Below are 24,413 nucleotides of genomic sequence, written 5' to 3'. Positions count from 1 at the left end.
ATGGGGTAGGTTCGGAGCATGAGACGCGCTGTCTGCCCCGGATCTTTCGACCCCATCCACAACGGCCATCTCGAGGTTATTGCACGGGCGGCCGGCCTGTTCGATGAAGTCATTGTGGCCGTGTCCACCAACCAGGCCAAGAAGTACAGGTTCACCCTGACCGAGCGCCTGGAGATGGCGCGGGAAACCCTCGCCTCGCTCAAAGGCATCGTGGTGGAACCCGTAGGGGGAGGGCTGCTGGCCGAGTACTGCCGGCAGCGGGGCGTCTCAGCCATCGTCAAAGGCCTGAGGTCATCGTCGGACTTCGACTACGAGCTGCCCATGGCCACCATGAACCGGCAGCTCAGCGGCGTGGAAACAGTCTTCCTGCCGGCTGAGGCGCACTATCTTCACCTGTCCTCCACCCTGATCAAGGAGGTGGCAGGCCTTGGCGGCAACGTCTCCGACTATGTGCCCCGGTCAGTGCAGCGGCGGATGCTCGCGGGCGAGCCTCCGCACAACCAGCACCCGAAAGGGTAGGCTTGTCCGGTACTTCGGCACTGTGCGCCGGCCGGTTTGAGTCCCCGTGGCTCTTCAGGCTAAGATGGTACGTCGGTCATATGTTCAACAGGAGTTCTCATTAAAAGAGATGCTGGTTCGCCCTTGGCGTTCGATGTCAAGGACCTCGGGCGCAGCCCGGGAAGCATGCGGACACTGAAGGAACATGTACCCGCACCAGGTGACCTTGGTGTGGCGCTCATTGGTGTTCAGGAAGGCTCGGATGTTGAGCTGGACCTGAGGCTTGAGGCCGTACACGAAGGAATTCTGGTATCAGGTACCGTGCTCACTGAAGTAACAGGTGAGTGCGGCCGATGCCTGGATCCCCTTGCGTATGACCTTGAGGTCAATGTGCAGGAACTTTTCTTCTATGAAGGCGTGGAGCTTTCGGACGAAGAAGATAATGAAGAGCAACGTCGAGTCGAGCACGATGTAATCGATCTTGAACCGGTGTTGCGGGACGCAGTAGTGACCGCGCTGCCGTTCCAGCCGGTGTGCCGGGAAGACTGCCAGGGCCTTTGCTCCGAATGTGGAGTTCGCCTGGAAGACGAGCCGGGGCACCACCACGAGGTCCTGGATCCTCGCTGGGCTGCCCTAGCTGATATGGCTAAGCCTGACCGGCAAAATTGATGTGTACGTGTTTGTCTAGAGAGAAATGAGTTAGCCGTGGCTGTTCCCAAGCGGAAAATGTCTCGCTCGAATACCCGCGCCCGCCGCTCCCAGTGGAAGGCGACCGCCCCCCACCTGGTGAAGACCGTCGAGAACGGCCAGGTCACCTACAGCCTGCCGCACCAGGCAAAGGTCGTCACCGACTCGGCCGGCACTGCGCTGTTCCTTGAGTACAAGGGACGCAAGGTCGCAGACGTCTAATCGGCCACTCAGGCTGACATGATGTCTTCAACTGAAGAGCTTCTGAAGCGTCTCGGTGTCTCTATTGACGCCGGGACGCTTCGTCTTGCGCTCACCCACCGTTCCTACGCCTACGAAAACGGCGGCATTCCCACGAACGAGCGCCTGGAATTTTTGGGCGACTCCATCCTGGGTTTTTCCGTCACGGATGCCCTGTACAGGGACAACCCGGATCTTCCCGAGGGCGACCTGGCCAAACGGCGTTCCGCCGTCGTCAGTACCCGCGCGCTGGCCGGTATCGGCCGCAGCCTGGGCATCGGGGAGTACATCTACCTTGGGCAGGGCGAAAAGCTCACGCAGGGCAAGAACAAGGCGTCAATCCTTGCAGACACCATGGAGGCACTGATCGGTGCCACCTACGTCTCCAACGACATCGAGACAGCCCGCCAGCTGGTGATGCGCCTGATCGGTCCGCTGCTCAAGGACGCCGCAGCCCTGGGCGCCGGGACGGATTGGAAGACCAGCATCCAGGAACTGGCCGCCAGCCGCCAGCTGGGCACCATCCACTACGCCGTGGATGGCTCCGGGCCGGACCACGCGCGGACCTTTACTGCAGTCCTGCACGTCGGCGGCACCGCCTACGGTAAGGGCTCCGGCCATTCCAAGAAGGAAGCGGAGCAGGAAGCTGCCGCAGACGCCTGGCGGGTACTCTCCGGAGCCGGCAACCCTCCGGGGGCAGCCGCGTCCGCCGGCTCCACCCCCGCAACCTAGCGCCGTGCCCGAACTTCCCGAAGTCGAGGTGGTCCGGCGCGGCCTGGTCAGCTGGGTCCGGGGACGGACCATCGAGGCGGTGGAGGTGGTTGATCCACGCTCGATCCGCCGCCACGCGCTGGGCACCGAAGACTTTATCGGGAACCTGCAGGGCGCCACCGTCGGGGACGTTGTGCGGCGAGGCAAGTTCCTCTGGATGCCGCTTCTGGACACCGGCGCCGGCGCACCGGCCGGAACCCGGGACAGTGCCGGCCTGCCGCAGGTGGCGCTCATGGCGCACCTGGGCATGAGCGGCCAGCTCCTGATGCAGGGCAGGGACGTGCCGGACGAAAAGCACCTCAAAGTCCGCCTCCGGCTCAGCCCCCGCGACGGCATGCCCGACCAGCTGCGGTTCGTGGACCAACGGATCTTCGGGGGCCTGTTTGTCACCGGCCTGGTTCCAACAGACGACGGCGGCCCCGGCGGACTCGCTGAATCGCCCCTTCCGCTGATCGCAGGGGAAGCGGCCCACATCGCACGGGATCCCCTGGACCCGGCCTTTTCGTTTGACCTTTTCTACCGGCGTCTCCGGAAACGCAAAACGGGGTTGAAGCGGGCACTGCTGGACCAGGGCCTGGTGTCCGGCATCGGCAACATTTACGCCGATGAAGCCCTCTGGCGCGCCCGGCTGCACTACGCCAGGCCCACGGACACGCTGCGGCGGGCCGAGACGGAACGCGTCATCGCGGAAGCCCGGCAGGTCATGCTGGACGCCCTGGCCGCCGGCGGGACCAGCTTTGACTCCCTCTACGTCAACGTCAACGGCGCCTCCGGGTACTTCGACCGGTCCCTAAATGCCTACGGCCGCGAAGGCCTGGAGTGCAAGCGCTGCGCCGCGGCCGGCGTGTCCAGCGTCATGAAGCGCGAACAGTTCATGAACCGTTCGTCCTACACCTGCCCGGCCTGCCAGCCCCGGCCGCGGAACGGGCGCTGGTAGCGGAACGCTCGCGGAAGCGTAATAGACCAGCGGCCTACCGGGCGCGGTAGTGCGCGGCCAGCCTCGCCAGGCCCTCGTCAAGGGATACTGCCGGTGCCCAGTCCAGGAGCCGGCGGGTTTCGCGCTGGTCGAACCAGTGGGCGGTGGAGAGCTGCTCGGCGAGGAACCTGGTCATCGGTGGTTCCCCGGCCCGCCCGGCCCGGGTCCACAGGCCTTCGATCAGGGACCCTGCCGCCCGCGCCAGGCCGCCCGGAACGGACCAGGACGGAGCCGGGACGCCACCTGCTGCACAGATGCCCGCCAGCAGCTCGCCCACCGGCCGTGGTTCACCATTGCTGACCACGAGCGCCCGGCCGTGGATGTGCTCCATGCGGTGCAGCGCCGCGACGATGGCCGAAGCCGCATTGTCCACGTAGGTTGTGTCGATCAGGGCAGCCCCGTCGTCGAGGAGCGGCAGCCGGCGGCGGCGGGCGCGGTCCAGGACCCGTTCCACCAGTTGTGTGTCACCAGGGCCCCACACGATGTGCGGCCGCACCGCTGCGACCCGGAAATCCGGGGAGTCCGCAGCCAGCGCCAGCAGTTCGGCTTCGGCTTTGGTGCGCGAATAGTCGCCGTGCGCGCGGGCGGGGTCCGCGGGCTCGGCGCCCAACCCCGCTATCGCGGACCCCGAGTTGGCCACGGACGGCGAGGAAACGAAGACCAGGTCCCTGACCCCCGCCCTGCGGGCTGCGCGGAGCAGGCGGCGCGTGCCGTCCACATTCACGGCGTCGAAGTCCGCGGCTTTCCCCGTGAAGGAGACCTTGGCGGCCAGGTGGATAACGCCGTCCGCACCGGTAACGGCGCGGCGGACGGCATCGTCGTCCGTGAGGGAGCCGGGATGGTCCGTGGCGCCGTCGACGAGGGCCGGGCGCCGCTGGAAGGTGCTGACGTCGTGGCCCTGGTGGACCAGCAGCCGCGCCACCCCGCCGCCCAGCAGGCCGCTCGCCCCGGTGACCAGGACCCTCATGGCCTGCCCGCCCGTCCGCCGGACAGCACCGCGGCGGCCCACCGGGACAGGCGCGTCCGGTCGATCTTGGCGTTATGGCGGATGTCGGTGGGCTGGGAGGGCACAACCAGGACGGCGGAGACGCTGACGCCTTGCGTCCGGGCCGCTTCCCGGACCCGCGCTGCGAGCTGCTGCGCGGCGGGGCCCGCCCGGCGGGCCTGCGGCATCGTCTCGACGACGGCCACCACAGCTTGCGTCCCGGAAGGGCCGACGCCGACGACGGCCGCCAGCCCGACGCCGTCCAGCCGTTCGATAGCCTGTTCTGCGCCCACCGGAGTCACCACGGCGTCCGGCGCGGTGACGACATGGGCCAGGCGTCCTTCCACCCAGAGCCGGCCGGCACCGTCGAAGTGTCCGACGTCGCCGGTGCGGTGCCAGCCGGCCGTGCGGATGCTCTCACGCTGGGTCAGCCAGAGCCTGTCGTAGGTTTCCTTCACATGCGGTGCGCTCACCAGGATCTCGCCGGTGGTTCCCGGTTCCGTGACGGGTGTGTCGCCGGGGGCGGTGCCGTCCGCAGCGAGCGGGATGACCGCTACGCGGGCGCCGTGCACGGGCCGTCCCACGCACACGCCGTTGCCGGCCCCTGCCGTATGTCCGGCGGCAGCGTCTGCCGCGGCGGCACGGATCTGTTCATAGCTGATGTCGGTAACCGGCAGTGCCTCGGTCATTCCATAGGGGGTATGCAGCGAGGCGTGGGGCAGCAGCCGCTGCGTCTCCGCGAGGAGCGTTTCGGCCACGGGGGCGCCGGCCGAGAGGAGCAGGTCCACGCGTCCCAGGGCCTGCCGGCTGGCCTGGCCCAGGTTGTTCCGGGTGGCGAGGACGTTGCGCAGTGCCGCGGGGGAGGCGAAGACCACGGTGGCGTCGATGGCCGCGGCGGCGTCCGCCAGTGCGCGGGCTGTGAGGGTGCGCGGTGCGGTGACGTCCATGGCGGGCGTCACGGAGACCGCCCCCAGGGCCGGTCCCAGCAGGGCGAAGGGCGCGAACCCGGCCACCAGGCGTGCGCCGGGACGGATCCCCAGCGTCGCGGCCACGGTGTCCCGCATCGCCGCCAGCCGCCGCTGCGTGTACACCACACCCTTGGCGGGTCCGGTGGAGCCTGAGGTGAAGAGCACCGCGGCGGGCGCATCCGGGTCCGGGTCCTGCAGGACGGGTGTCATGAGCTTGCCCTGGCGGGCCAGGGCGGCGAGGGAGGTCTCGACGGCGAGGAGCCGGCGGCGGGCGGAGGGCAGGTCCCGCACGCTGATCCGCCGCCCGGGCCAGCCGAGTACTGAGGCTGCGGCGAGGGCCTTGTCGATGCCGATAAGGAAATCCGGGGCGGCGCCCTTGACGGCGCGGCTCAGGCCCCGGGTGCCGAGTCCGGCGTCCGCCACCACCACCACGGCGCCGAGCCGCAGGCAGGCGTAGAGGACCACGGTCAGGTCCACGCCGGGTGGAACCATCAGGCTCACACGGCTGCCCGTCCGTACCCCGGCCTGCCGGAGTCCCTTGGCCACGGCGGCGATCTGCTGTTCAAGCTCCAGCCAGCTGAGCGAACGGGAGACGCTCCCGTCCGAGGCCATTTCAGCGACGGCGGTGTCCCCGCCGGCCGGTCCTGCCGCGAGCTCCGCCAGCGGTTCCCACAAAGGCGTAAAGCCGGTGCCGGAATCTGCCGTGAGGGAACGCACGGCAGGCTCAGGCGCCGCATGGGAAGACACAGCCTGGGAAGGCGCGGCAGGCTGGGCTGCCGCCGCAAACACAGTCCCCCCGCCGCCCGCCGCACTGTCCACGCCGTACCCGGCGAGCCACTCGAAGACGGGACCGGCGATATCCCGGTCCTCCGCGACCAGGTGGCCGGCTCCTTCGAAGCGGTGTACTTTCGCGTCCGGCAGCCGGCCGATCAGGTCCTTGAGGTACCGGTCGGAAAAGATCGGATCCCGCGGGCCCCAGAGCAGGAGCGCTGGAACCTTCAGCCCGCGCACTCCTTCGGCGACGCGCCTGAGCGCGGCAAAGCTGGGATGGGATGGGTCCGCGGGGATGTCCGCCACGAAGTTCCCCACGCCCCCGCGGCGGCCGGCGCCCGCGTACGGGGCCATGAACGCGCGCCGGACCCCGGGGGCAAGCTGCGGGCGTGCCAGGGCATGGGTGATCCGCAGGAAAGCGTCCGACGTCGTTGTGCCCCATTTGTGCACGGCGGGGTGCAGGGCAAGGCGCAGCGCCGGCGGGATGGGTGAGCCGGCAGGCTGGTGGACCGCGGTGTTGGTCAGCACCACCCCGGCGAGCTGCTGCGGATGGGCCAGGGCCCAGCCGAGGCTGATCACCCCGCCCCAGTCGTGGCCGACGGTGACCACGGGGCCGTCCAGCTCCAGGGCGGCGGTGAGGTCGCCAAGATCGTTGATCCTGTCCGCCAGCCGGCGGAATGTCCCGGTCCGCTCGGAGAAGCCCATGTCCAGCTGGTCCACGGCCACCACGCGCCAGGGCTGCTCCGGGCGCGATCCGGCGGCCAGCAGCGTCCGCCACAGGTAGGACCACGTCGGGTTGCCGTGCACGCAGAGCAGGGTGCCGGCAGGAGCCAGGCCGCGGCGGGACAGCTGCGCTCCGTTGTCCAGGAGGTGCCAGCGGCGCACCGTTCCGGGTTCATCTGCGGCTGAGGTGGACGGCACATCGATTCCGCGTGACCATTCCGGGTCGACGCCGGGCCAGTCGGCGGTTACCAAACGATTTCCACCATGGCGGTGTTGAGGCCGGAACCGACGCCCATGCACAGCACGCGGTCCCCCTCATTGAGGTTCTGGGACTCGGCGGCCAGCGTCATGGGGAGCGACGCCGGCCCCACGTTGCCCCAGTGCGGGAACGTGATGGGCACCTTGTCCGGGTCCAGGTCGATGGCGTCAACGATGGCCTGGGTGTACGCCGTACTCACCTGGTGCGTGACATAACGGTCCATCGAGCCCCAATCCCACTCGGGCTGGGCCTCGTGCCAGGCGTCGAGCACCAGCTGCAGGCCGCCGTCGAGAAGGCCCTTGGTGTCGGTGGCCATGCCGTCGATGCCGCCGACGCACAGTTCGTGGTGCTCCGTCCCGGCCCGCATCACGCCGCCGAGGATCCGGTGCGCCCCCGGGTGTTCGTCCGCCGGTCCCAGGACGGCCGCAGCGGCCCCTGAGCCCAGGGTGAGCGTGGCGAACTCGCGGTTGAAGTCCTCGCGGGTTGTTTCGGGCCTCTGCAGCCGGGCCAGGGTGGCCTCCTGCGTGGCCTGTGCATCCTCGCCGTTGACGATCACCGCGTACTTGATCTGGCCGGAGTCGATCATGTTCGCGGCCAGGGTCATGCCGTTGACGAACCCCAGGCAGGCGTTGGCGACGTCGAAGTTCATGGCGGAGGACGGCAGGCCCAGTCCGTGGTGGATCTTGACCGCGACGGACGGTTCGAGGTTCCGCCGCGTGACGGAGGTGTTGATCAGCAGTCCCACCTCGGACGCTTCGATGCCGGAGTCCGCCAGGGCCTTTGCGCCTGCCTCGATGGCGGCGTCGTCGAAGGAGGTACCGGGTGCCCACCACCTGCGGTGCGTGACACCGGCTACCCGCTCGAGCAGCCTTGGGGGAAATTTCAGCCGGCGCAGGGTGGATGCCAGCCGGTGGTCGAATTCCGTTGAACTGACAATCCGCGGAGCCTGGACGCCGATCACCGAGAGCAGAGCGGTGTTGCGGTGCCGGAATGTTGCATTCCCTATCAAATCAAGCCTCTGTTCGTGTCCGTCCCGTGCTGTGGCGGGTAACCGCCCCCTCAAGCACAAAGCCCAAGGACTAATCATGCCCGGTGCCTGTCCATTCCTGCACATGCAGGACAGGGCATCCGGCCCGGCCCGGCCGGGCTTCTGCACGAAAATGTCCCGGCCCGCAGTAGATTGTAGGTATCCGTGGCTGTCCCCACCATCCGCGTCCGCCGAGCAGGAGAACCGAAACGCCTTGCACCTCAAAAGCCTGACCGTCCGGGGGTTCAAGTCATTCGCGTCCGCCACCACCTTCAATTTCGAGCCGGGGGTTACCGCGGTGGTCGGCCCCAATGGATCCGGAAAGTCCAACGTGGTGGACGCCCTGGCGTGGGTCATGGGGGAACAGGGTGCCAAGACCCTTCGCGGCGGCAAGATGGAAGACGTCATCTTCGCCGGCACCTCGGGCCGGCCGCCGCTGGGCCGGGCCCATGTGTCGCTGACCATCGACAACACTGACGGCGCCCTCCCCATCGAGTACAGCGAAGTGACCATCTCGCGGACCCTGTTCCGCTCGGGCGGCTCGGAATACGCCATCAACGGCGCCGGCTGCCGCCTGCTGGACATCCAGGAACTGCTGTCGGACTCCGGCCTCGGCCGCGAGATGCACGTCATTGTGGGCCAGGGCCAGCTTGACCGTGTCCTGCACGCCACGCCGGAGGACCGCCGCGGCTTCATCGAGGAAGCGGCCGGCATCCTGAAGCACCGCCGGCGCAAGGAAAGAACGGTGCGCAAGCTGGACGCCATGCAGGCCAACCTGCAGCGCCTCACCGACCTCACCGGGGAAATCCGCCGCCAGCTCACGCCCTTGGGGAAACAGGCCGAAGTGGCCCGCCGGGCCCAGCGTGTCCAGTTCGATGTCCGCGATGCCCGCGCCCGCCTCCTGGCCGACGACCTCGTCCAGCTTCAGCTGGCGCTGGAACAGGACGTAGCGGACGAGGCCGCCCTCAAGGAACGCCGGACCCTCGTTGCCGGGGAGCTGGAGACCGGCCGCCGGGAGCAGGCCGTGCTGGAACAACGTGCAGCTGAAGCAACCCCCCAGCTGAACGCCGCCAGGGACGCCTGGTACCGTTTGTCCGCCACCAGGGAGCGCCTGCGGTCCCTGGGCTCCTTGGCGCAGGAACGCAGCAGCCTCCTCGGTTCCGTGGAGGCCCCGCCGCCCGGCCGCGATCCGGAACAGCTGGAACGCCAGGCGGCCAGGGTCCGTCAGGAGCTTGCCGAACTGGAGCGGGACATCCTGGACCGGCGAAGCGCCCTCGAAACAGCCTCGGCGGACAAGGCCGACGCGGAACGCGCTGCCCTGGAAGAGGACAAGCGGCTCACTGCAGAGCTCCGCGCGGCAGCCGACCGGCGTGAGGGCCTGGCCCGCCTGGCCGGCCAGGTGGCGGCGGCGAGGTCACGGGTGGAATCCGCCCAGGCGGAGCTGGGCAGGCTGCGCGAATCTCTTGCCGCCGGGAACGAACGGCGGGCGCGCGCCCAGGCCGAATTCGCGGCCCTGGAAAACCAGGTGGCGGGCGTTGAGGAGGGGGAGGAATCCCTTGACGCCGACTACGAGGCCGCCAGCGACGCCCTGGACACGGTGGTCCAGCAGATCGCAGGCCTCCAGGCCGCCGTCAGCGAGGGAGTCCGGAAGCGTGACGCCCTGGTGGCGCGGCGGGACGCCCTGAAGCTGGGCCTCGAACGGAAGGACGGCGCCAGCCACGCCCTGCACGCGGGCCTCGAAGGGATCCACGGATCGCTGGCAGGGCAACTGGCCGTGACGCCGGGCTTCGAGACCGCCATCGCCGCGGTCCTGGGCGAGGCCTCCGAGGCCGTCGTGGTCCAGGATTCCGCCACTGCTGTCGCCGTGGTCCAGCTTCTGAAGGACCACGACGCCGGACGCGCGTCGCTGCTCGTCGAATCGGCTGATGGAACTGCGGAAAAGCCGGCGGACGCAACGGCGCCCCTCCCCGCGGGGGCACACTGGGCAGTGAACCTCGTCACATCCGCGTCCCCATGCCCACCTCTCGTGGCGCACCTGCTGTCCGGCACCGCCGTCGTCCCCGACATCCAGGCGGCGTCCGCCCTGGTGGCGGCGCAGCCGGAGCTGACTGCCGTCACCCGGGCCGGAGACATCTTTACGGCCATGTCAGCCACGGGCGGTTCGGCGACGGCGCCGTCCCTCCTCGAGGTGCAGGCCGCCGTGGACGACGCCGAGAGCGAACTTGCCGAGGTCATGGCAGGTTTGGAGCGGAACAGGTTCGCCCTGGCCGGCGCCGAGGCCCGGCGGGCCGAGGCGCAGGAGCATGCCGACGCCGCACTGGACAGGCTGCATGACTCGGACGCCAGGCTGGCCGCCGTGGCAGAACGCCTGGGCCACCTGAACTCCGTCCTTCGCAGCGCCGTCGGGGAAAGCGACCGCCTGGCGGCATCGCTGGCCAAGGCTGAGGAGAACGTTGCCGCCGAGGAGGAGGCGCTCGCGGCCGTCACTGCCCGCCTGGCCGCAGCGCAGGAAGTCCCGCTGGAAGAGGAGCCCTCCACCGGGCACCGTGACGCGCTGGCCCAGGCGGCCTCCCATGCCCGCAGCGCCGAAGTGGAGGCACGGCTGTCGCTCCGCAGCGCAGAGGAGCAGCTCGCGGCCACACGGAACCGGGCCGCATCCCTGGAGCGCGCGGCCGCAACGGAACGCAGGGCACGCGAGGAAGCTGCCGAACGCGCCCGGGTCCGCCGCATCAAGGCGCGGCGGGCGGCAGCCGTTTCCGCCGCCGTCGGCCTGGCCCTTCGCCATGTGGACGTGTCCGTGGACCTGGCACAGCATGAGCGGGACCTGGCGGAGGAAAACCGGGAGCAGCGGGACCGGGAGCTCGCCGCGATCCGGACCGCAAACGAACTGCTGGCCCGTGAACTCGCCGACCTCACGGACAACGTCCACCGTGATGAACTCGCCCGGACCCAGCAAAAGGCACGGATCGAAGCCCTCGAGAGCCGCTCCATTGACGAACTGGGGATCACCCCCGATGCCCTGGTGGCCGAGTTCGGCCCGGACGTCCCGGTTCCCGTCCCGGCGGGGGAGAGCGGTGACAAATGGGCCGCCCTTCGCGCCCCCGTGGACCACACCGGTGCGGACATCGTGGAGGGTAAACCCTATGACAGGGCAGAGCAGGAAAAGCGGCTGAAGAAGGCCGAACGGGACCTCGCCGGCCTGGGCAGGGTCAACCCCCTGGCGCTGGAGGAATTCGCCGCGCTTGAGGAGCGCCACCAGTTCCTCAGCGCCCAGCTGGAAGACCTGAAGGCCAGCCGGAAGGACCTCCTCGACATCATCAAGGAAGTGGATGACCGTGTCCAGCGGGTGTTCACGGAGGCGTTCGAGGATACCCAGGCCCAGTTCACCCGGGTCTTCGCCAGGCTCTTCCCGGGCGGCGAGGGGCGGCTGGTCCTGACCGACCCGTCCGACATGCTCACCACCGGCATCGACGTGGAGGCCCGTCCCGCCGGCAAGAAGATCAAGCGGCTGTCGCTCCTGTCCGGCGGCGAACGCTCGCTGACCGCGGTGGCCCTGCTCGTTGCCATCTTCAAGGCGCGGCCTTCGCCGTTCTACGTCATGGACGAGGTGGAGGCGGCCCTGGACGACACCAACCTGGGCCGGCTCATCACGATCTTCGAAGAACTCCGGGAATCCAGCCAGCTCATCGTCATCACCCACCAGAAGCGGACCATGGAAGTTGCCGACGCCCTGTACGGCGTCACCATGCGCGGCGACGGCGTCTCCACCGTGATCAGCCAGAGGCTTGGGGCCGAGGTCTGACGCCGCCGGTGTAACGGCAGGTCAACTGCCTCCCCGGCCCCCAAAAGAGCCCCGGCGTCTATGAGAAGCTAGGGGAGTGAATGACATCCTTCCCATACTTCTGTCCATCCTTGCTGCCCTGGTGGTTCTCGGCGGGCTGATTCCGGTCCTGATGAAGACCCGGAAGAACATCACGCGCTACCCCGGCACGCGGGACGCCAACGACCCCGTCCTGCCGCGGGGCGGCAGCACGGCGGTGGAGGACCGCCCGGGCTCGGTGGCAGACCGCACGGCCCCGGACGGCGCGGACCTTGAAGGCCTGGAGGCCACCGAAGTCCCGGACAACGCCGCCGGACTTGAAGTCATTCCGGTGGAAACCCCGCTGCCTGTGGCAGGCCGGCTGGTCCGCCTCCGCGAACGGCTGGTCCGCTCCAACAACGTCATGGGCAAGGGGCTCCTGGCCCTGCTCTCGAGCGACAAGATCGACGAAAACGTCTGGGACGAAGTGGAGGAAACGCTCCTCCTCGCAGACCTCGGCACCGAACCCACCATGCAGCTCGTGGACGCGCTGCGCGAACGCGTGAAGGTGCTGGGCACCCGTACCCCTGAGCAGGTCAAACTGCTGCTGCGGGAGGAGCTCATCAAGCTCGTCGATCCCACCATGGACCGCACGCTCAACGTCCAGCGGCACGCCGACAGGCCTGCCGTGATGATGGTAGTCGGCGTGAACGGCGTCGGCAAGACCACCACCGTAGGCAAGCTTGCCCGCGTGCTGGTGGCAGAAGACAAGGACGTCCTGCTCGGCGCGGCGGACACTTTCCGTGCTGCCGCTGCAGAGCAGCTGGCAACCTGGGGCCAGCGCGTCGGCGTTCCCACCGTCAAGTCGGACATTGACGGCGCAGATCCCGCCTCGGTTGCCTACGAGGCGGTCAAGGCCGGCATCGACCAGGAAGTCGACGTCGTGATGATCGACACCGCCGGCCGGCTGCAGAACAAGGTGGGCCTGATGGACGAACTCCGGAAGGTCAAGCGCGTGGTGGAGAAGCTGGCCGAAGTGGACGAGGTCCTCCTGGTGCTGGACGCAACCACCGGCCAGAACGGCCTGAACCAGGCCCGGGTGTTCTCCGAAGTGGTCAACATCACCGGCATCGTCCTGACCAAACTGGATGGAACCGCCAAGGGCGGCATCGTCGTCGCAATCCAAAAGACTCTCGGCGTCCCGGTGAAGCTGATCGGCCTCGGGGAAGGGGCAGACGACCTTGCCCCCTTCGAGGTTGAAGGCTTCGTGGACGCCCTGCTGAACTAGCCGCAGCTGCAGCCCGCGGTTACGCCGCGGGCTTCCGCAGGCTCTCCCGGGTGGCAAGCCAGGAGCACGCCGCCACCACCATGATGCCGCCGGTCACCCCGAAGGCCCAGCCGTAGCCCAGCCGGTCGGCCAGCACGCCGGCCAGGACCGGCCCCACGATCGCGCCGACGTCGGACGTCATCTGGTACACGGCCAGCACCTTCCCGCCGGACCGCCCGTTGCCGATCACATCGGCGACGGCGGCCTGCTGGGCAGGGCCGAAGAGTCCCGAGCCGATGCCGGCAAGCGCCGATGCCGCCAGGAACCAGCCTAGCCCGGTGGTGAAGCCGATGGCAGCCGTGGAGGCACCCGCCACCAGCAGCCCGGCCACCATCATGGGCTTACGGCCCAGGGTATCGGCCAGCCGGCCCGAGAACGTCAGGGCCGCCGCGTTGCCGGCAGCAAAGACCGCCAAGGCAAACCCCGCCGCTTCAGGCCCCGCGCCGAGCGCGGCCACCGCGAACAGCGGAACGGTGGCCATCCGGACCCCGAACGTGGCCCAGCCGTTCACGAAGCTGGACACCAGCGCCGTCCGGTACGTCCCTGCAGCCAGGGCCTCGGCCAGCGGCATGTCCGCGCGTTCCTGCCGGGGCCCGCTGCCCCGGCGCTGATGGCTCAGCTGCGTCTGGACCACGACGGCGGCTACCACCAGGGCGGCCGCGTACGCCAGGAAGGGAACGCGCAGGCCGAAACCTGCCAGGAGCCCGCCGACAATAGGGCCGCACACGTTCCCGATGAGGAACGCGGACGCATAGGCACCCGAGACGCGGCCCCTGCTCTCGGGCGGCGCGAGCCGGACCACCAGCGCCATCGACGCCACGGTGAACATCACTGAGCCGGCGCCGCCCAGCCCGCGGAACAGCAGCAGCTGCCAATAGTCCTGGGCGAAGGCGCACGCAGCGGTGGATGCGGCCACGATCAGCAGCCCCGTGACATAGACGGGGCGTTCGCCCAGCCGGCCTATGAGGGCGCCGCCCGCAGGGGCGAAGACCAGCCGCATGAACGCGAAGATGGCCACGATCACGGACGCCTCGGTATTTCCCACCCCGAAGGTTGTGGCGAATTGCGGCAACACGGGGGCAACAAGACCGAATCCCAGCGCAATCAGGAACGCCGCGGCCAGCATCACCTTGATGTCGCGCGGGAGCTTCTGCCTGTCCCTGCGCAGCATCGATAAAATCCGCGATGTAGCGCGGCTCACGCGGGTATCTGCCGTCATGGTCCAGTGGTCCTTGCATATGTGGGTGCCGGGCTCCGGCGGGAGGGGTGAAACATAACCGTAACAAGCCAGATATGCACCATTTACTTCCTAGAGGTTGTTGTAACAGCCCCGCAATACAAATCCTCCGCGGCCGAAACACAGCGCCGACACACTCGTTACAGGACGCAAAAGGCGTTGGCAGGCGGATCATCTCCGCAAAATTTCGACCACATAGACAAGAGAGGCGTGCACCATGGAACTTACCGCAGGTCACGTATGGATCATGGTGTCGGCGGCGCTTGTGCTGTTGATGACACCGGGTCTGGCATTTTTCTACGGCGGCATGACCCGGGCCAAAGCCGCGCTGAACATGATGATGATGAGCTTCATCTCCATCGGCATGGTGGGAGTCATCTGGGTCCTGTGGGGATACTCAATGACCTCCGGGGACGGCTTCCTCCAGATGGTGGGCAACCCCTTCGCCAACTTCGGGCTTGAAGGCATTGACACCCCCGACGGGCTCATCACGGTGGGCTTCGGCGCCACCTTCGCCATCATCACGGTGGCCCTCATCAGCGGCGCCATCGCTGACCGCGCCAAGTTCGGCGCCTGGACCGTCTTCGTTCCGGTCTGGGTCACGCTGGTCTACTGCCCGCTCGCCTACATGGTGTGGGGCGGCGGCCTGTTCAGCACGGAAGGCGCTGTCGGCGCGGCACTCGGCGAAGCCATCGACTTCGCCGGCGGCACCGTGGTCCACATCAACGCCGGTGTTGCGGCCCTGATCCTCGTCTTCATCGTCGGTAACCGCCGGGGCTTCGGCAAGGACCCCAACCACCGCCCGCACAACATCCCGTTCGTGATGCTCGGCGCTGCGATTCTCTGGTTTGGCTGGTTCGGCTTCAACGGCGGCGCTGCCTCCACCGCAGAGCAGGGCGGCCTCATCTGGGTCAACACCCTCGCGGCCCCGGCCGCAGCAATGCTCGGCTGGCTGGTCACGGAGCGCATCCGCGACGGCCACCCCACCTCACTCGGTGCAGCCTCCGGCGTGGTTGCAGGCCTCGTTGCCATCACCCCCGCCTGCGCCAACGTCAGCCCGGTCGGTGCCCTTGGCCTGGGCGTCGTCGCAGGCGTCGCTTCCGCCCTGGCAGTCGGACTGAAGTTCCGCTGGGGCTTCGATGATTCGCTCGACGTTGTGGGTGTCCACCTGGTTTCCGGCATCATCGGCACCGTGGCCCTTGGCTTCATCGCCCTTCCCGAGGAAGGCGCCGGCGGCGGACTCTTCTACGGCGGCGGCATGACCCAGATGTGGGCGCAGCTGGCAGCAGCCGGGATCGCCATCGCCTACTCCGCGGTCCTGACCACGATCATCGCCCTGGCCATCCACAAGACCATGGGCTTCCGGGTCTCGCAGGAACAGGAGACGGTGGGTGTGGACCTCAGCCTGCACGCCGAAACAGCCTACGAGTTCGGCGTCGGGGGACACGGCGGAAGCTTCCAGCCCCTGCACGACATGATCACCGGAAAGACCCAGGCGGACGCCGCGCAGGCATCCGACGCAGCAACGGGTGCGCAGAAGACAGAATCAGCAACAGGTAAGGAAAGCGTGGGGGCATGAAACTGATTACAGCGATCGTCAGGCCGGAAAAGCTCGAAGCCATCCGGGAAGGTCTGGAGGCCTACGGCGTGCAGGGTCTGACGGTCAGCGCGGCCAGCGGCTACGGCCGGCAGCGCGGCTATACCGAGGTCTACCGCGGAGCGGAGTACAACGTGGATCTGCTGCCAAAGATCCGCGTGGAGGTCCTGGCCACGAACGAGCAGGCGGACGACATCCTCGATGTCATCATCGCCAGCTCCAACACCGGCCGGGCCGGTGACGGCAAGGTCTGGACGGTGGATGTCTCCGAAGCCGTGCGGGTCCGCACCGGTGAACGCGGTGTCGCCGCGATCTAGGGCGGCGGTACTCCACGGAAACATCCGTGAACAGCAAAAGAGCGGGCAGGAAAACCCCAGGGTTTTCCTGCCCGCTCTTCCGCTGTTTAAGGCAGGGCCCCTGATCGGCGGCGGGCCCGCCGGCCGAAGCCGCCGGGGCTCACTTTCCGTGCACCGCGGTGGGCCAGGATGCCGGTCCGGCAGAGCCGGCGTCGTACTCCTCCAGGGGGACCAGGTCCTGCTGCCAGGCCCGCAGGACCGGCTCCACAATCCGCCAGCACTCCTCCGCCGTATCTCCGCGGACGGACAGCAGCGGGTCGCCCGCCAGCACCCCCTCCAGGACTTCGCCGTAGGGGAGGAGGTCGGAGCCGCTGAGCTCGGTTTCCAGGGTGGCCCGGCTCAGGCTGAAGATGTTCCCGGGCCCGTTCACGTCGACGTCGAACCTCAGGGTGTCCGGGCCGAAGCCAATCCGCAGCTTGTTGGGGGAGTCCACGCCGGTAAAGCCCCGGGGCAGGTGGGGCACCGGGCGGAAGGTGACCACTGCCTCCTTGCGCTTCGCGCCCAGTGCCTTGCCGGACCGAAGAATGAACGGGACCCCGTTCCAGCGCCAGTTGTCGATGTTGACCTGGATCTCGGCCAGCGTCTCGGTCCCGCGTTCAGCGTCCACGCCTTCCTCCCGTGCGTAGTCGGGAACGTCCTTCCCTCCTGCCTGGCCGGCTGTGTAGCGTGCCCTGCGGGTGGAACCGGCATAGGGCTCCGGTACGCTGCTGGCCCGAAGGACGGCGGAAATGGCATCCCGCAGGTCCCGTTCACCGATGGTGGCCGGAGGCTCGATGGCCAGCAGGGCCATGATCTGCAGCAGGTGGCTCTGGATCATGTCCCGCAGTGCGCCGGCGCCGTCGTAGTAGCGGGCCCGCCCCTCCAGCGCGAGGTCCTCGTCGAAGATGATTTCCACCTTTTCCACGTGGTGCCGGTCCCACACCGGTTCCAGGAAATTGTTGGCGAACCGCAGGCCCAGGATGTTCAGCACCGTGGCCTTGCCCAGGAAGTGGTCCACCCGGTGGACGTGGTCTTCGGGGACCAGCCGGACCAGGGTCTGGTTGAGAGAGCGGGCCGAGTCCTCACTGGAACCGAAGGGCTTTTCCATCACCAGCCGCGTGCCCGGCGGGACCTGCTCCGGCCGGAGGGACTCACAGGCAAGCTGGCTGATGCGGGGCGGCAGCGCGAAGTAGACGGCGGTGGGACCCTCGAGCGCCCCAAGAAGCGAGGCCAGCGCCCCCTCGGCGGTGACATCCAGCTGGTGGTACACCGTTTCCTTCTCAAGTGACTGGAGGGCTTCCTTCCCCTCGGCGGCTGCGGACCCGGCGGCTGCCTCGAAGGACGCATGCACCCGTTCCCGCCACTGTTCCGGGGTCCAGGGATCGGATCCGGCACCCACCAGCCGGAGGCCCGCAGCGCGTCCCCTTGCCACCAGGCGCGCCAGTCCCGGCAGGAGCAGCCTGCCCGTCAGGTCCCCCGAGGCGCCGAGGATGAGCAGGGTCTTAACAGTTGGTTGGCTCGTCATTTGGCCAGCATGCCACCTTGCGGGCCCGGCTTGGTACCCTAGATAGTCGAGTCCCGATCATCAACAGCCTTTGATCATCCACTGCCCTGATCATCCACTGAAAGAAGTGCACGTCGCGTGTTCAATTCACTCTCTGACCGGTTGACAGCAACCTTCAAGAACCTGCGCGGTAAAGGCAGGCTTACTGAAGCCGACGTCGATGCCACAGTCCGCGAGATCCGCCGCGCCCTTCTGGACGCCGATGTTGCCGTTCCAGTGGTCCGTGAGTTCACCGGCCGGGTACGCGAACGCGCCCTGGGCGCTGAGGTTTCCGGTGCCCTGAACCCAAGCCAGCAGATCGTCAAGATCGTCAACGAGGAACTGGTGGAGATCCTCGGCGGTGAAACCCGCCGGATCCGCCTGGCCAAGAGCGGCCCCACCATCATCATGCTGGCCGGCCTCCAGGGTGCCGGCAAGACCACCCTCGCCGGCAAGCTGTCCAAGTGGCTGAAGTCACAGGGCCACAGCCCGATGCTCGTGGCCTGCGACCTGCAGCGCCCCAACGCCGTCACGCAGCTGCAGATCGTGGGCCAGCGCGCCAAGGTGCCCGTCTTCGCACCGCACCCCGGTGCCACCTACACCGAGCTCGAACACCCTGCCGGGGACCCGGTTGAGGTTGCCCGCGCCGGTGTTGAGGAAGCGCGGCAGAAACTCCATGACATCGTCATTGTGGACACCGCCGGCCGGCTGGGCGTCGACGCGGACATGATGGAGCAGGCGCGCCAGATCCGCCGCGCCATCGTGCCCAACGAGGTCCTCTTCGTCATCGACTCGATGATCGGCCAGGACGCGGTGAACACGGCGCTCGCTTTCGACGAAGGCGTCAACTTCACCGGCATCGTCCTGTCCAAGCTCGACGGCGATGCCCGCGGTGGTGCCGCCCTTTCCGTCGCGTCTGTCACGGGAAAGCCGGTGATGTTTGCGTCCACCGGCGAGGGCCTGGACGACTTTGAGCTTTTCCACCCTGACCGGATGGCCTCGCGCATCCTGGACATGGGTGACGTCCTCACCCTGATTGAGCAGGCAGAGAAGTCCTGGGACAAGGACGAAGCCGCCCGGATGGCGAAGAAGTTCGCCGACCAGGAGGACTTCACCCTTGACGACTTCCTGGCCCAGATGCAGCAGATCCGCAATATGGGCTCCATGAAGAAGATGCTCATGATGATGCCGGGTGCGCAGAACATCCGCCAGCAGCTGGAGCAGTTCGACGAGCGCGAGATCGACCGCGTGGAGGCCATCGTCAGGTCCATGACCCCGCACGAGCGCGTCGCTCCCAAGATCATCAACGGCTCCCGCCGTGCCCGCATCGCCCGCGGTTCCGGCGTCCACGTTTCCGAGGTCAACGGCCTGCTGGAGCGCTTTGCGCAGGCCCAGAAGATGATGAAGAAGATGGCCCAGGGCGGCATGCCGGGAATGCCCGGGATGCCGGGCCTGCCGGGGGCCGGCGGCGGTGCCCGGAAGAACGCCAAGAGCGCGCCCAAGAAGAAGGCCAAGTCCGGCAACCCGGCCAAAGCCGCGCAGGAGCGCAAGGACGCCGAGGCCCGCCGGGCGAACGCGGCCAAGGCGCTGCCCACCGGCGCAGCCTTTGGCCAGCAGGCCGGCGATTTCGATCCCTCCCAGCTCAACCTGCCCAAGGGCTTCGACAAGTTCCTCGGCAAATAGGCACACCAGGATCAGCTCAGCAGCAGATGCCGTTTGAGGGCTCGCGACGACATCTGCTGCTGCCTGCCGGGGATGCCGGTGCCGTGGAATAGGGTTGGGTCATGTTCAAGCAGAGGGTAGTGTTCGTGCACGGCGCGGGCAGCTTCGGGGCCGCAGCCTGGCCCCGCCAGCACGGCGTGGCCCTGTCCTACGATGCCCTGTTCCTGCGCCGCCACGGCTTCGACACCGTTGCCGAACCCACCGCGTCCTCGTTCGAGGAGGACACACGCATCCTGCTGGACTCCCTTGGGGACGACGGCCGGGGCAGCGCCGGCGGGCACGTTGTGGCGCATGCGCAAGGGGCCATCTCCGCCATGATGGCCGCCGTCGAACGACCGGACCTTGTCTACTCGCTGACCCTGGTGGAGCCGGCCTGCCTGTCCCTGACCGCTGAACTGCCGGCCACGGCGGCGCACATCGGGCTGATGCAGCCGCTGCATAACGTCCGGCATCAACTCAGTGACGAGGATTTCCAGCGCGAGTTCGTCCGCAGGGTCTATGCCACCGACCTGCAGCAGCCGGTGACTGCCGAGGAGAAGCGTTCTGCCAGGCGGCTGCGGCTGCAGGCGCCGTCCTGGGAAGCCCCGCTGCATATCGTCCCCGGCGTGCCGACGCTCGTCCTGACCGGCGGCTGGGAGCCGCTCTACGAGGAGATCGCCGGCTACCTCCGTGAAACCGGGGCGCTCCACCGTACTGCCGCCGGCGGGCACCGGCCCCACGACTCCCCGGAAGGGGACCGCATCATCCGTTCGTTCATCAACGACTCCAGCCGCGTGCAGGCACGCGCCTCCTGATCCTCCCGAAACTGCCCTCCACAGGGGCCCGTCCGGCCGGCCCCCAATGACCAGCCGGACGGCACCTGCAGGCTGCTAGCGCCCCGGCGGAACGCTCAGCTCCGGCAAATAGACTTTCCCGCCGGCGGCCAGGAATTCCTCGCTCTTGCCCCGCATGCCGGCTACCGCTACAGCAAGCGCCGCCTGCGACTCGGCGGAGCCGTACTCGTCCCTGATGTCCTGGCTGATCCTCATGGAGCAGAACTTGGGCCCGCACATGGAGCAGAAATGCGCGGTCTTCGCCGGTTCGGCCGGGAGGGTTTCGTCGTGGAAGGCCTCGGCCGTCTCCGGGTCCAGCGACAACGCAAACTGGTCCCGCCACCGGAACTCGAAGCGTGCCTTGGACAGTGCGTCATCACGTTCGTGGGCGCCCGGGTGGCCTTTGGCAAGGTCTGCCGCGTGAGCAGCGATCTTGTACGTGATCACCCCTGTCTTGACGTCGTCCTTGTTGGGCAGCCCCAGGTGTTCCTTGGGCGTGACGTAGCACAGCATTGCCGTGCCGTAGCGGGCAATTTCCGTTGCGCCGATGGCGGAGGTGATGTGGTCGTAGCCCGGGGCCACGTCGGTCACCAGCGGGCCCAGCGTGTAGAACGGCGCGCCCTTGCACAGCTCCTGCTGCCGTTCAACGTTCTCCCTGACCAGGTGGAACGGGACGTGTCCAGGACCCTCCACCATCACCTGGACGTCGTGCTCCCAGGCACGCTGCGTGAGCTCGGCGAGCGTGTCCAGCTCGGCAAACTGCGCGGCATCGTTGGCATCCGCCGTCGCCCCCGGCCGCAGGCCGTCACCCAGGGAAAACGCGACGTCGTACCGGGCGAAAATTTCGCAGAGCTCATCGAAGTGCGTGTAGAGGAAGTTCTCCCGGTGGTGCGCCAGGCACCACCCGGCCATGATGGACCCGCCACGGGACACGATGCCCGTGACGCGGTTGGCGGTTAGGGGGACGTAGCGAAGCAGCACGCCGGCGTGGATGGTCATGTAGTCCACCCCCTGCTCGCACTGTTCGATGACGGTGTCACGGAAGATCTCCCAGGTCAGGGCGTTGGCTTCGCCGTTGACCTTCTCCAGGGCCTGGTAGATGGGGACGGTGCCGATCGGGACAGGCGAATTGCGGATGATCCACTCCCGGGTGGTGTGGATGTCGTCGCCGGTGGAGAGATCCATGACGGTGTCGGCGCCCCACCGGGTTGCCCACTGCAGCTTGTCCACCTCTTCGGCGATTGAACTGGTCACTGCCGAGTTGCCGATGTTGGCGTTGATCTTCACCAGGAAGGCCTTGCCGATGATCATCGGCTCGGATTCGGGGTGGTTGATGTTGTTGGGAATGATGGCCCGGCCCGCGGCGAGTTCGCTCCGGACCAGTTCAACATCGCAGTTCTCCCGCAGCGCCACGAAGCGCATTTCCGGGGTGGTGACGCCCTGGCGCGCATAGTGCATCTGGGTCACGGTCCGGCCCTCGACGGCGCGGCGCGGCACGGGAGGCGCTCCCTTCCACTCCGCGCTGGCGGCGCCGCGGCGTACAGCCGAGCGGCCGTCGTCGAGCAGGTTCCTCTCCCTGCCGCTGTACGCTTCCGTGTCTGCCCGCGCCTCGATCCATTCCCTGCGGAAGGGAGGAAGGCCCTGAACTGGATTGCTCCCCGGACCGGCCGTCCGGTAGGTCCGGAACGGCTGGTTCGGAATGCCGTTGGGGGACGGCTCCAACGCAATTTCCGTCACGGGAACACGGATCCCGGTCCCGGCGTCCTCGAGGTAGGCCAGGGAGTGGGATTTCAAGGATTGCGTCACCGGCGGCGGGTTCCCGTCAGTGGCGGCACCCGGGGTGTTGCGGGCAGGGTTAAGCTGCTGATTTGGTGTACTCAAGGAATACTCACTTCCTTCGCCGGCATTACCCGGACAGGTTCGACGGTCGCAGGCTGCGTCAGCCCGATCTCAGCCCCTGCAGGGGCACCCGTGTGGTCAAGATGAAAGCTACCACAGCCCTTCTTTCGGGGCTTGTCACATTGCCGGTGCTAGCCTGACCGGGCAGGAAAGAGGTGCACATGGCAGAAATCATCCACTTCACGGGAACAGTCCTGACCGGACCCGGGAGTGAGCAGCACGGACTGTGGTCCGTCGACGGGCGCCTGACGTTCCGCCGGCCGGCGAAGGCTCCGGACCGGATCCTGGCGGGATGGGTGCTGCCGGGCTTCGTGGATGCCCACTGCCACATCGGGCTCGGCGTGGGAGGGGCGGTGGATGCTCCGACTGCCGAAGAGCAGGCGCGGACGGACCTGATGGCAGGCACACTGTTGATCCGGGACGCAGGTTCCCCTGCTGACACGCGATGGCTGCAGGACAGAAAGGACGTCCCGGTGCTGATCCGCGCCGGACGCCACGTTGCGCGCACGCGCCGGTACCTGCGGGGGTTTGCTGAGGAAGTCGAACCGGAGGGCCTGGTGGAAGCTGTCCGTAAACAGGCCAGGGAAGGTGACGGCTGGGTCAAGCTTGTGGGGGACTGGATTGACCGCGGCGCCGGCGACCTCGCGCCGTCGTTCCCTGCCGCCGTCGTCCGCGATGCAGTCCTGGCCGCCCATGACGAAGGCGCGCGCGTCACCGCCCACTGCTTCGCGGAAGAGACGCTCGACGACGTGCTGGACGCCGGCATCGACTGCGTCGAGCACGCCACCGGCCTCCTGCCGCGGCACCTGCCCCGCTTCGTGGAGCAGCAGGTGCCCATTGTGCCCACCCTGGTCAATATCGCCACGTTCCCGGACATCGCCGCGCAGGCAGCACCCAAGTTCCCGCAGTATGCGGCGCACATGCGTTCACTGTGGGAACGGCGGGAGGAGCGGGTGCTTGAGGCGTTCGAGGCCGGCGTGCGGATCTACGCCGGGACCGACGCCGGCAGCGTGATCAGGCACGGCAGGATCGCCGACGAGATCCTGGCCCTCCATGCTGCCGGGCTGCCCATGGCGTCTGCCCTGGACGCCGCGTGCTGGAGTGCGCGGGAGTGGCTGGGCGCGGAGGGCCTGGAGGAAGGGGCACGGGCAGATGTTGTCCTGTGCCGGGAGGACCCGCGGAAGGTACCGGAAGCGGTCCGTAACCTGGCGCACGTTGTCCTGGGCGGACGGGTGGTCCGCTGAAAAGATAACCGGCCCCGGGACTTGGAATAAATTGAAGCTTCAAGTAATTTTAAGTGTGTAAGGGCTGCCAACCGGAAGGCCCACAGCACCGGGAGTTACCAATGACTGCACAAGCCGCAAGCCAGGATCTTCTTCCTGCCGACCTCGCCATGGGCACTGTGATGCTCAAGGTGGGCAACATGAAGGTGATGACCGACTACTACCAGCGCGCCCTCGGCCTGGAGGTCATTGCGGAGCAGGATGGCGGCATCTACCTTGGCCGGCTGCAGAAGCCGCTTGTGCACCTGGCGCCCGCGCCCGGGCTGAACCTGCCGGGCAGGGGAGAGGCCGGCCTGTTCCACACGGCGCTGCTGTTCGAGAACCAGGCAGACCTTGCTGCCACCATCGCCACCGCCGCCCGGTTCGAACCGCGCTCGTTCACCGGCAGCGCCGACCACCTTGTCAGCGAAGCCTTCTACTTCAACGACCCCGAGGGCAACGGCATCGAGCTCTACTGGGACCGGCCGCGCAGCAACTGGTCCTGGAACGGCACGGACGTGGTGATGGACAGCCTGGCCCTCCCGCCGCAGCGGTACCTCGAGCAGCACCTGACGGAAGATTCCCTGGAGCGCCAGCTCGGGTCCGTGGCAGGCGTCGGCCACGTGCACCTCCAGGTGGGAGACGTCCAGACGGCGCGCGACTTCTACGTGGGGACCCTCGGCTTCGAGAAGACCGCCGGCTGGCACGGGCAGGCCCTGTTTGTTTCCGCCGGACGCTACCACCACCACATGGCCATGAACGTCTGGAACAGCCGCGGGGCGGGACCCCGCAAGGACACCCTCGGCCTGGGCGAGGTCCTCATCGAGGTGCCGTCAGGGGAGGACGTCGGCTCCCTCGCCGACCGCCTCAAGGTCGCCGGCGTTGCCGCGCACCACACCGGAGCCGAACTCCGCTTCGAGGATCCGTGGCGCAACCGCATCCGGGTGGCTGTGCGCTGAACTAGGCTGAATCCGA

Annotated in this window: 19 protein-coding genes and 1 riboswitch; of the genes, 13 read left to right on the top strand and 6 right to left on the bottom strand. The window is 67.9% G+C overall.

Annotated elements, in window-relative coordinates; genetic code table 11:
* The first annotated feature begins 18 nt into the window (after positions 1 to 18).
* The 5 genes from coaD (at position 19) to mutM (ending at position 3,133) form a co-directional block, all read left to right on the top strand.
* Positions 19 to 519, top strand: coding sequence for a pantetheine-phosphate adenylyltransferase (gene coaD, locus NFU08_RS12075; protein WP_251423562.1), 501 nt, complete (start codon positions 19 to 21; stop codon positions 517 to 519).
* A 123-nt stretch (positions 520 to 642) separates the two neighbouring features.
* Entirely contained in the window at positions 643 to 1,167 is a 525-nt protein-coding gene (locus tag NFU08_RS12070; RefSeq protein WP_082874416.1) for a DUF177 domain-containing protein, read from the top strand.
* A 36-nt stretch (positions 1,168 to 1,203) separates the two neighbouring features.
* The gene (gene rpmF, locus NFU08_RS12065; protein ID WP_009356569.1) at positions 1,204 to 1,407 is read left to right on the top strand and encodes a 50S ribosomal protein L32; all 204 of its coding nucleotides are present in this window, start codon (positions 1,204 to 1,206) and stop codon (positions 1,405 to 1,407) included.
* A 21-nt stretch (positions 1,408 to 1,428) separates the two neighbouring features.
* Complete coding sequence (gene rnc, locus NFU08_RS12060; protein WP_174178244.1) at positions 1,429 to 2,157, top strand: ribonuclease III; 729 nt, start codon at positions 1,429 to 1,431, stop codon at positions 2,155 to 2,157.
* A gap of 4 nt (positions 2,158 to 2,161) precedes the next feature.
* Positions 2,162 to 3,133, top strand: a complete 972-nt coding sequence (gene mutM / locus NFU08_RS12055; RefSeq protein WP_251423559.1) for a bifunctional DNA-formamidopyrimidine glycosylase/DNA-(apurinic or apyrimidinic site) lyase — start codon at positions 2,162 to 2,164, stop codon at positions 3,131 to 3,133.
* A gap of 34 nt (positions 3,134 to 3,167) precedes the next feature.
* Here the strand turns inward: mutM and NFU08_RS12050 are convergent, their stop codons facing one another.
* Genes NFU08_RS12050 through NFU08_RS12040 form a run of 3 tightly spaced genes read right to left on the bottom strand, consistent with a single transcriptional unit; the run spans position 3,168 to position 7,887 of the window.
* Positions 3,168 to 4,139: an NAD(P)-dependent oxidoreductase gene (locus NFU08_RS12050; RefSeq protein WP_251423556.1), complete on the bottom strand. Its 972-nt coding sequence runs from the start codon at positions 4,137 to 4,139 to the stop codon at positions 3,168 to 3,170.
* Positions 4,136 to 6,871 (bottom strand): alpha/beta fold hydrolase, encoded by a 2,736-nt coding sequence (locus NFU08_RS12045; RefSeq protein WP_174178175.1) that lies wholly within the window; start codon positions 6,869 to 6,871, stop codon positions 4,136 to 4,138. The genes NFU08_RS12050 and NFU08_RS12045 overlap by 4 nt, the downstream gene beginning before the upstream one ends.
* Positions 6,865 to 7,887: a 3-oxoacyl-ACP synthase III gene (locus NFU08_RS12040; protein ID WP_251423553.1), complete on the bottom strand. Its 1,023-nt coding sequence runs from the start codon at positions 7,885 to 7,887 to the stop codon at positions 6,865 to 6,867. The genes NFU08_RS12045 and NFU08_RS12040 overlap by 7 nt, the downstream gene beginning before the upstream one ends.
* 232 nt (positions 7,888 to 8,119) lie before the next feature.
* Between NFU08_RS12040 and smc the strand changes: the two genes are divergently transcribed.
* The gene (gene smc, locus NFU08_RS12035; RefSeq protein WP_251423550.1) at positions 8,120 to 11,707 is read left to right on the top strand and encodes a chromosome segregation protein SMC; all 3,588 of its coding nucleotides are present in this window, start codon (positions 8,120 to 8,122) and stop codon (positions 11,705 to 11,707) included.
* 76 nt (positions 11,708 to 11,783) lie between these two features.
* Positions 11,784 to 12,992 (top strand): signal recognition particle-docking protein FtsY, encoded by a 1,209-nt coding sequence (ftsY, locus tag NFU08_RS12030; protein WP_251423547.1) that lies wholly within the window; start codon positions 11,784 to 11,786, stop codon positions 12,990 to 12,992.
* Positions 12,993 to 13,011: 19 nt separating this feature from the next.
* Here the strand turns inward: ftsY and NFU08_RS12025 are convergent, their stop codons facing one another.
* On the bottom strand, positions 13,012 to 14,202 hold the full coding sequence (locus NFU08_RS12025) for an MFS transporter (protein ID WP_251423654.1): 1,191 nt from the start codon (positions 14,200 to 14,202) through the stop codon (positions 13,012 to 13,014).
* 283 nt (positions 14,203 to 14,485) lie between these two features.
* Between NFU08_RS12025 and NFU08_RS12020 the strand changes: the two genes are divergently transcribed.
* Both NFU08_RS12020 and NFU08_RS12015 read left to right on the top strand, forming a co-directional pair.
* Positions 14,486 to 15,847 (top strand): ammonium transporter, encoded by a 1,362-nt coding sequence (locus tag NFU08_RS12020; protein WP_174178183.1) that lies wholly within the window; start codon positions 14,486 to 14,488, stop codon positions 15,845 to 15,847.
* On the top strand, positions 15,844 to 16,182 hold the full coding sequence (locus NFU08_RS12015; RefSeq protein ID WP_104184824.1) for a P-II family nitrogen regulator: 339 nt from the start codon (positions 15,844 to 15,846) through the stop codon (positions 16,180 to 16,182). The genes NFU08_RS12020 and NFU08_RS12015 overlap by 4 nt, the downstream gene beginning before the upstream one ends.
* A gap of 139 nt (positions 16,183 to 16,321) precedes the next feature.
* Here NFU08_RS12015 and NFU08_RS12010 read toward each other — a convergent pair whose 3' ends face one another.
* Entirely contained in the window at positions 16,322 to 17,725 is a 1,404-nt protein-coding gene (locus NFU08_RS12010; RefSeq protein ID WP_174178186.1) for a glucose-6-phosphate dehydrogenase, read from the bottom strand.
* Between the two features lie 117 nt (positions 17,726 to 17,842).
* On the opposite strand from NFU08_RS12010, the gene ffh reads away from it, so the two are divergent.
* Positions 17,843 to 19,426 (top strand): signal recognition particle protein, encoded by a 1,584-nt coding sequence (gene ffh / locus NFU08_RS12005; protein ID WP_174178188.1) that lies wholly within the window; start codon positions 17,843 to 17,845, stop codon positions 19,424 to 19,426.
* Between the two features lie 101 nt (positions 19,427 to 19,527).
* Positions 19,528 to 20,259 (top strand): alpha/beta fold hydrolase, encoded by a 732-nt coding sequence (locus tag NFU08_RS12000; protein WP_251423544.1) that lies wholly within the window; start codon positions 19,528 to 19,530, stop codon positions 20,257 to 20,259.
* 75 nt (positions 20,260 to 20,334) lie between these two features.
* On the opposite strand, the gene thiC is transcribed toward NFU08_RS12000, so the two are convergent.
* The gene (gene thiC, locus NFU08_RS11995) at positions 20,335 to 22,158 is read right to left on the bottom strand and encodes a phosphomethylpyrimidine synthase ThiC (protein WP_285835593.1); all 1,824 of its coding nucleotides are present in this window, start codon (positions 22,156 to 22,158) and stop codon (positions 20,335 to 20,337) included.
* Positions 22,153 to 22,260, bottom strand: a riboswitch (TPP riboswitch). Its footprint overlaps the gene before it by 6 nt.
* 77 nt (positions 22,261 to 22,337) lie before the next feature.
* Between thiC and NFU08_RS11990 the strand changes: the two genes are divergently transcribed.
* Both NFU08_RS11990 and NFU08_RS11985 read left to right on the top strand, forming a co-directional pair.
* Positions 22,338 to 23,420 carry an amidohydrolase family protein gene (locus tag NFU08_RS11990; RefSeq protein ID WP_251423541.1) on the top strand — a complete coding sequence of 361 codons (1,083 nt, stop codon included), beginning with the start codon at positions 22,338 to 22,340 and terminating at the stop codon, positions 23,418 to 23,420.
* Positions 23,421 to 23,521: 101 nt separating this feature from the next.
* Complete coding sequence (locus tag NFU08_RS11985; RefSeq protein WP_251423538.1) at positions 23,522 to 24,397, top strand: VOC family protein; 876 nt, start codon at positions 23,522 to 23,524, stop codon at positions 24,395 to 24,397.
* Positions 24,398 to 24,413: the final 16 nt, after the last annotated feature.

The organism is Pseudarthrobacter sp. NCCP-2145 (genome assembly GCF_023708005.1).
In the GTDB taxonomy this organism is placed as follows: domain Bacteria; phylum Actinomycetota; class Actinomycetes; order Actinomycetales; family Micrococcaceae; genus Arthrobacter; species Arthrobacter oxydans.
This window is presented reverse-complemented; position numbering and strand designations above follow the sequence as displayed.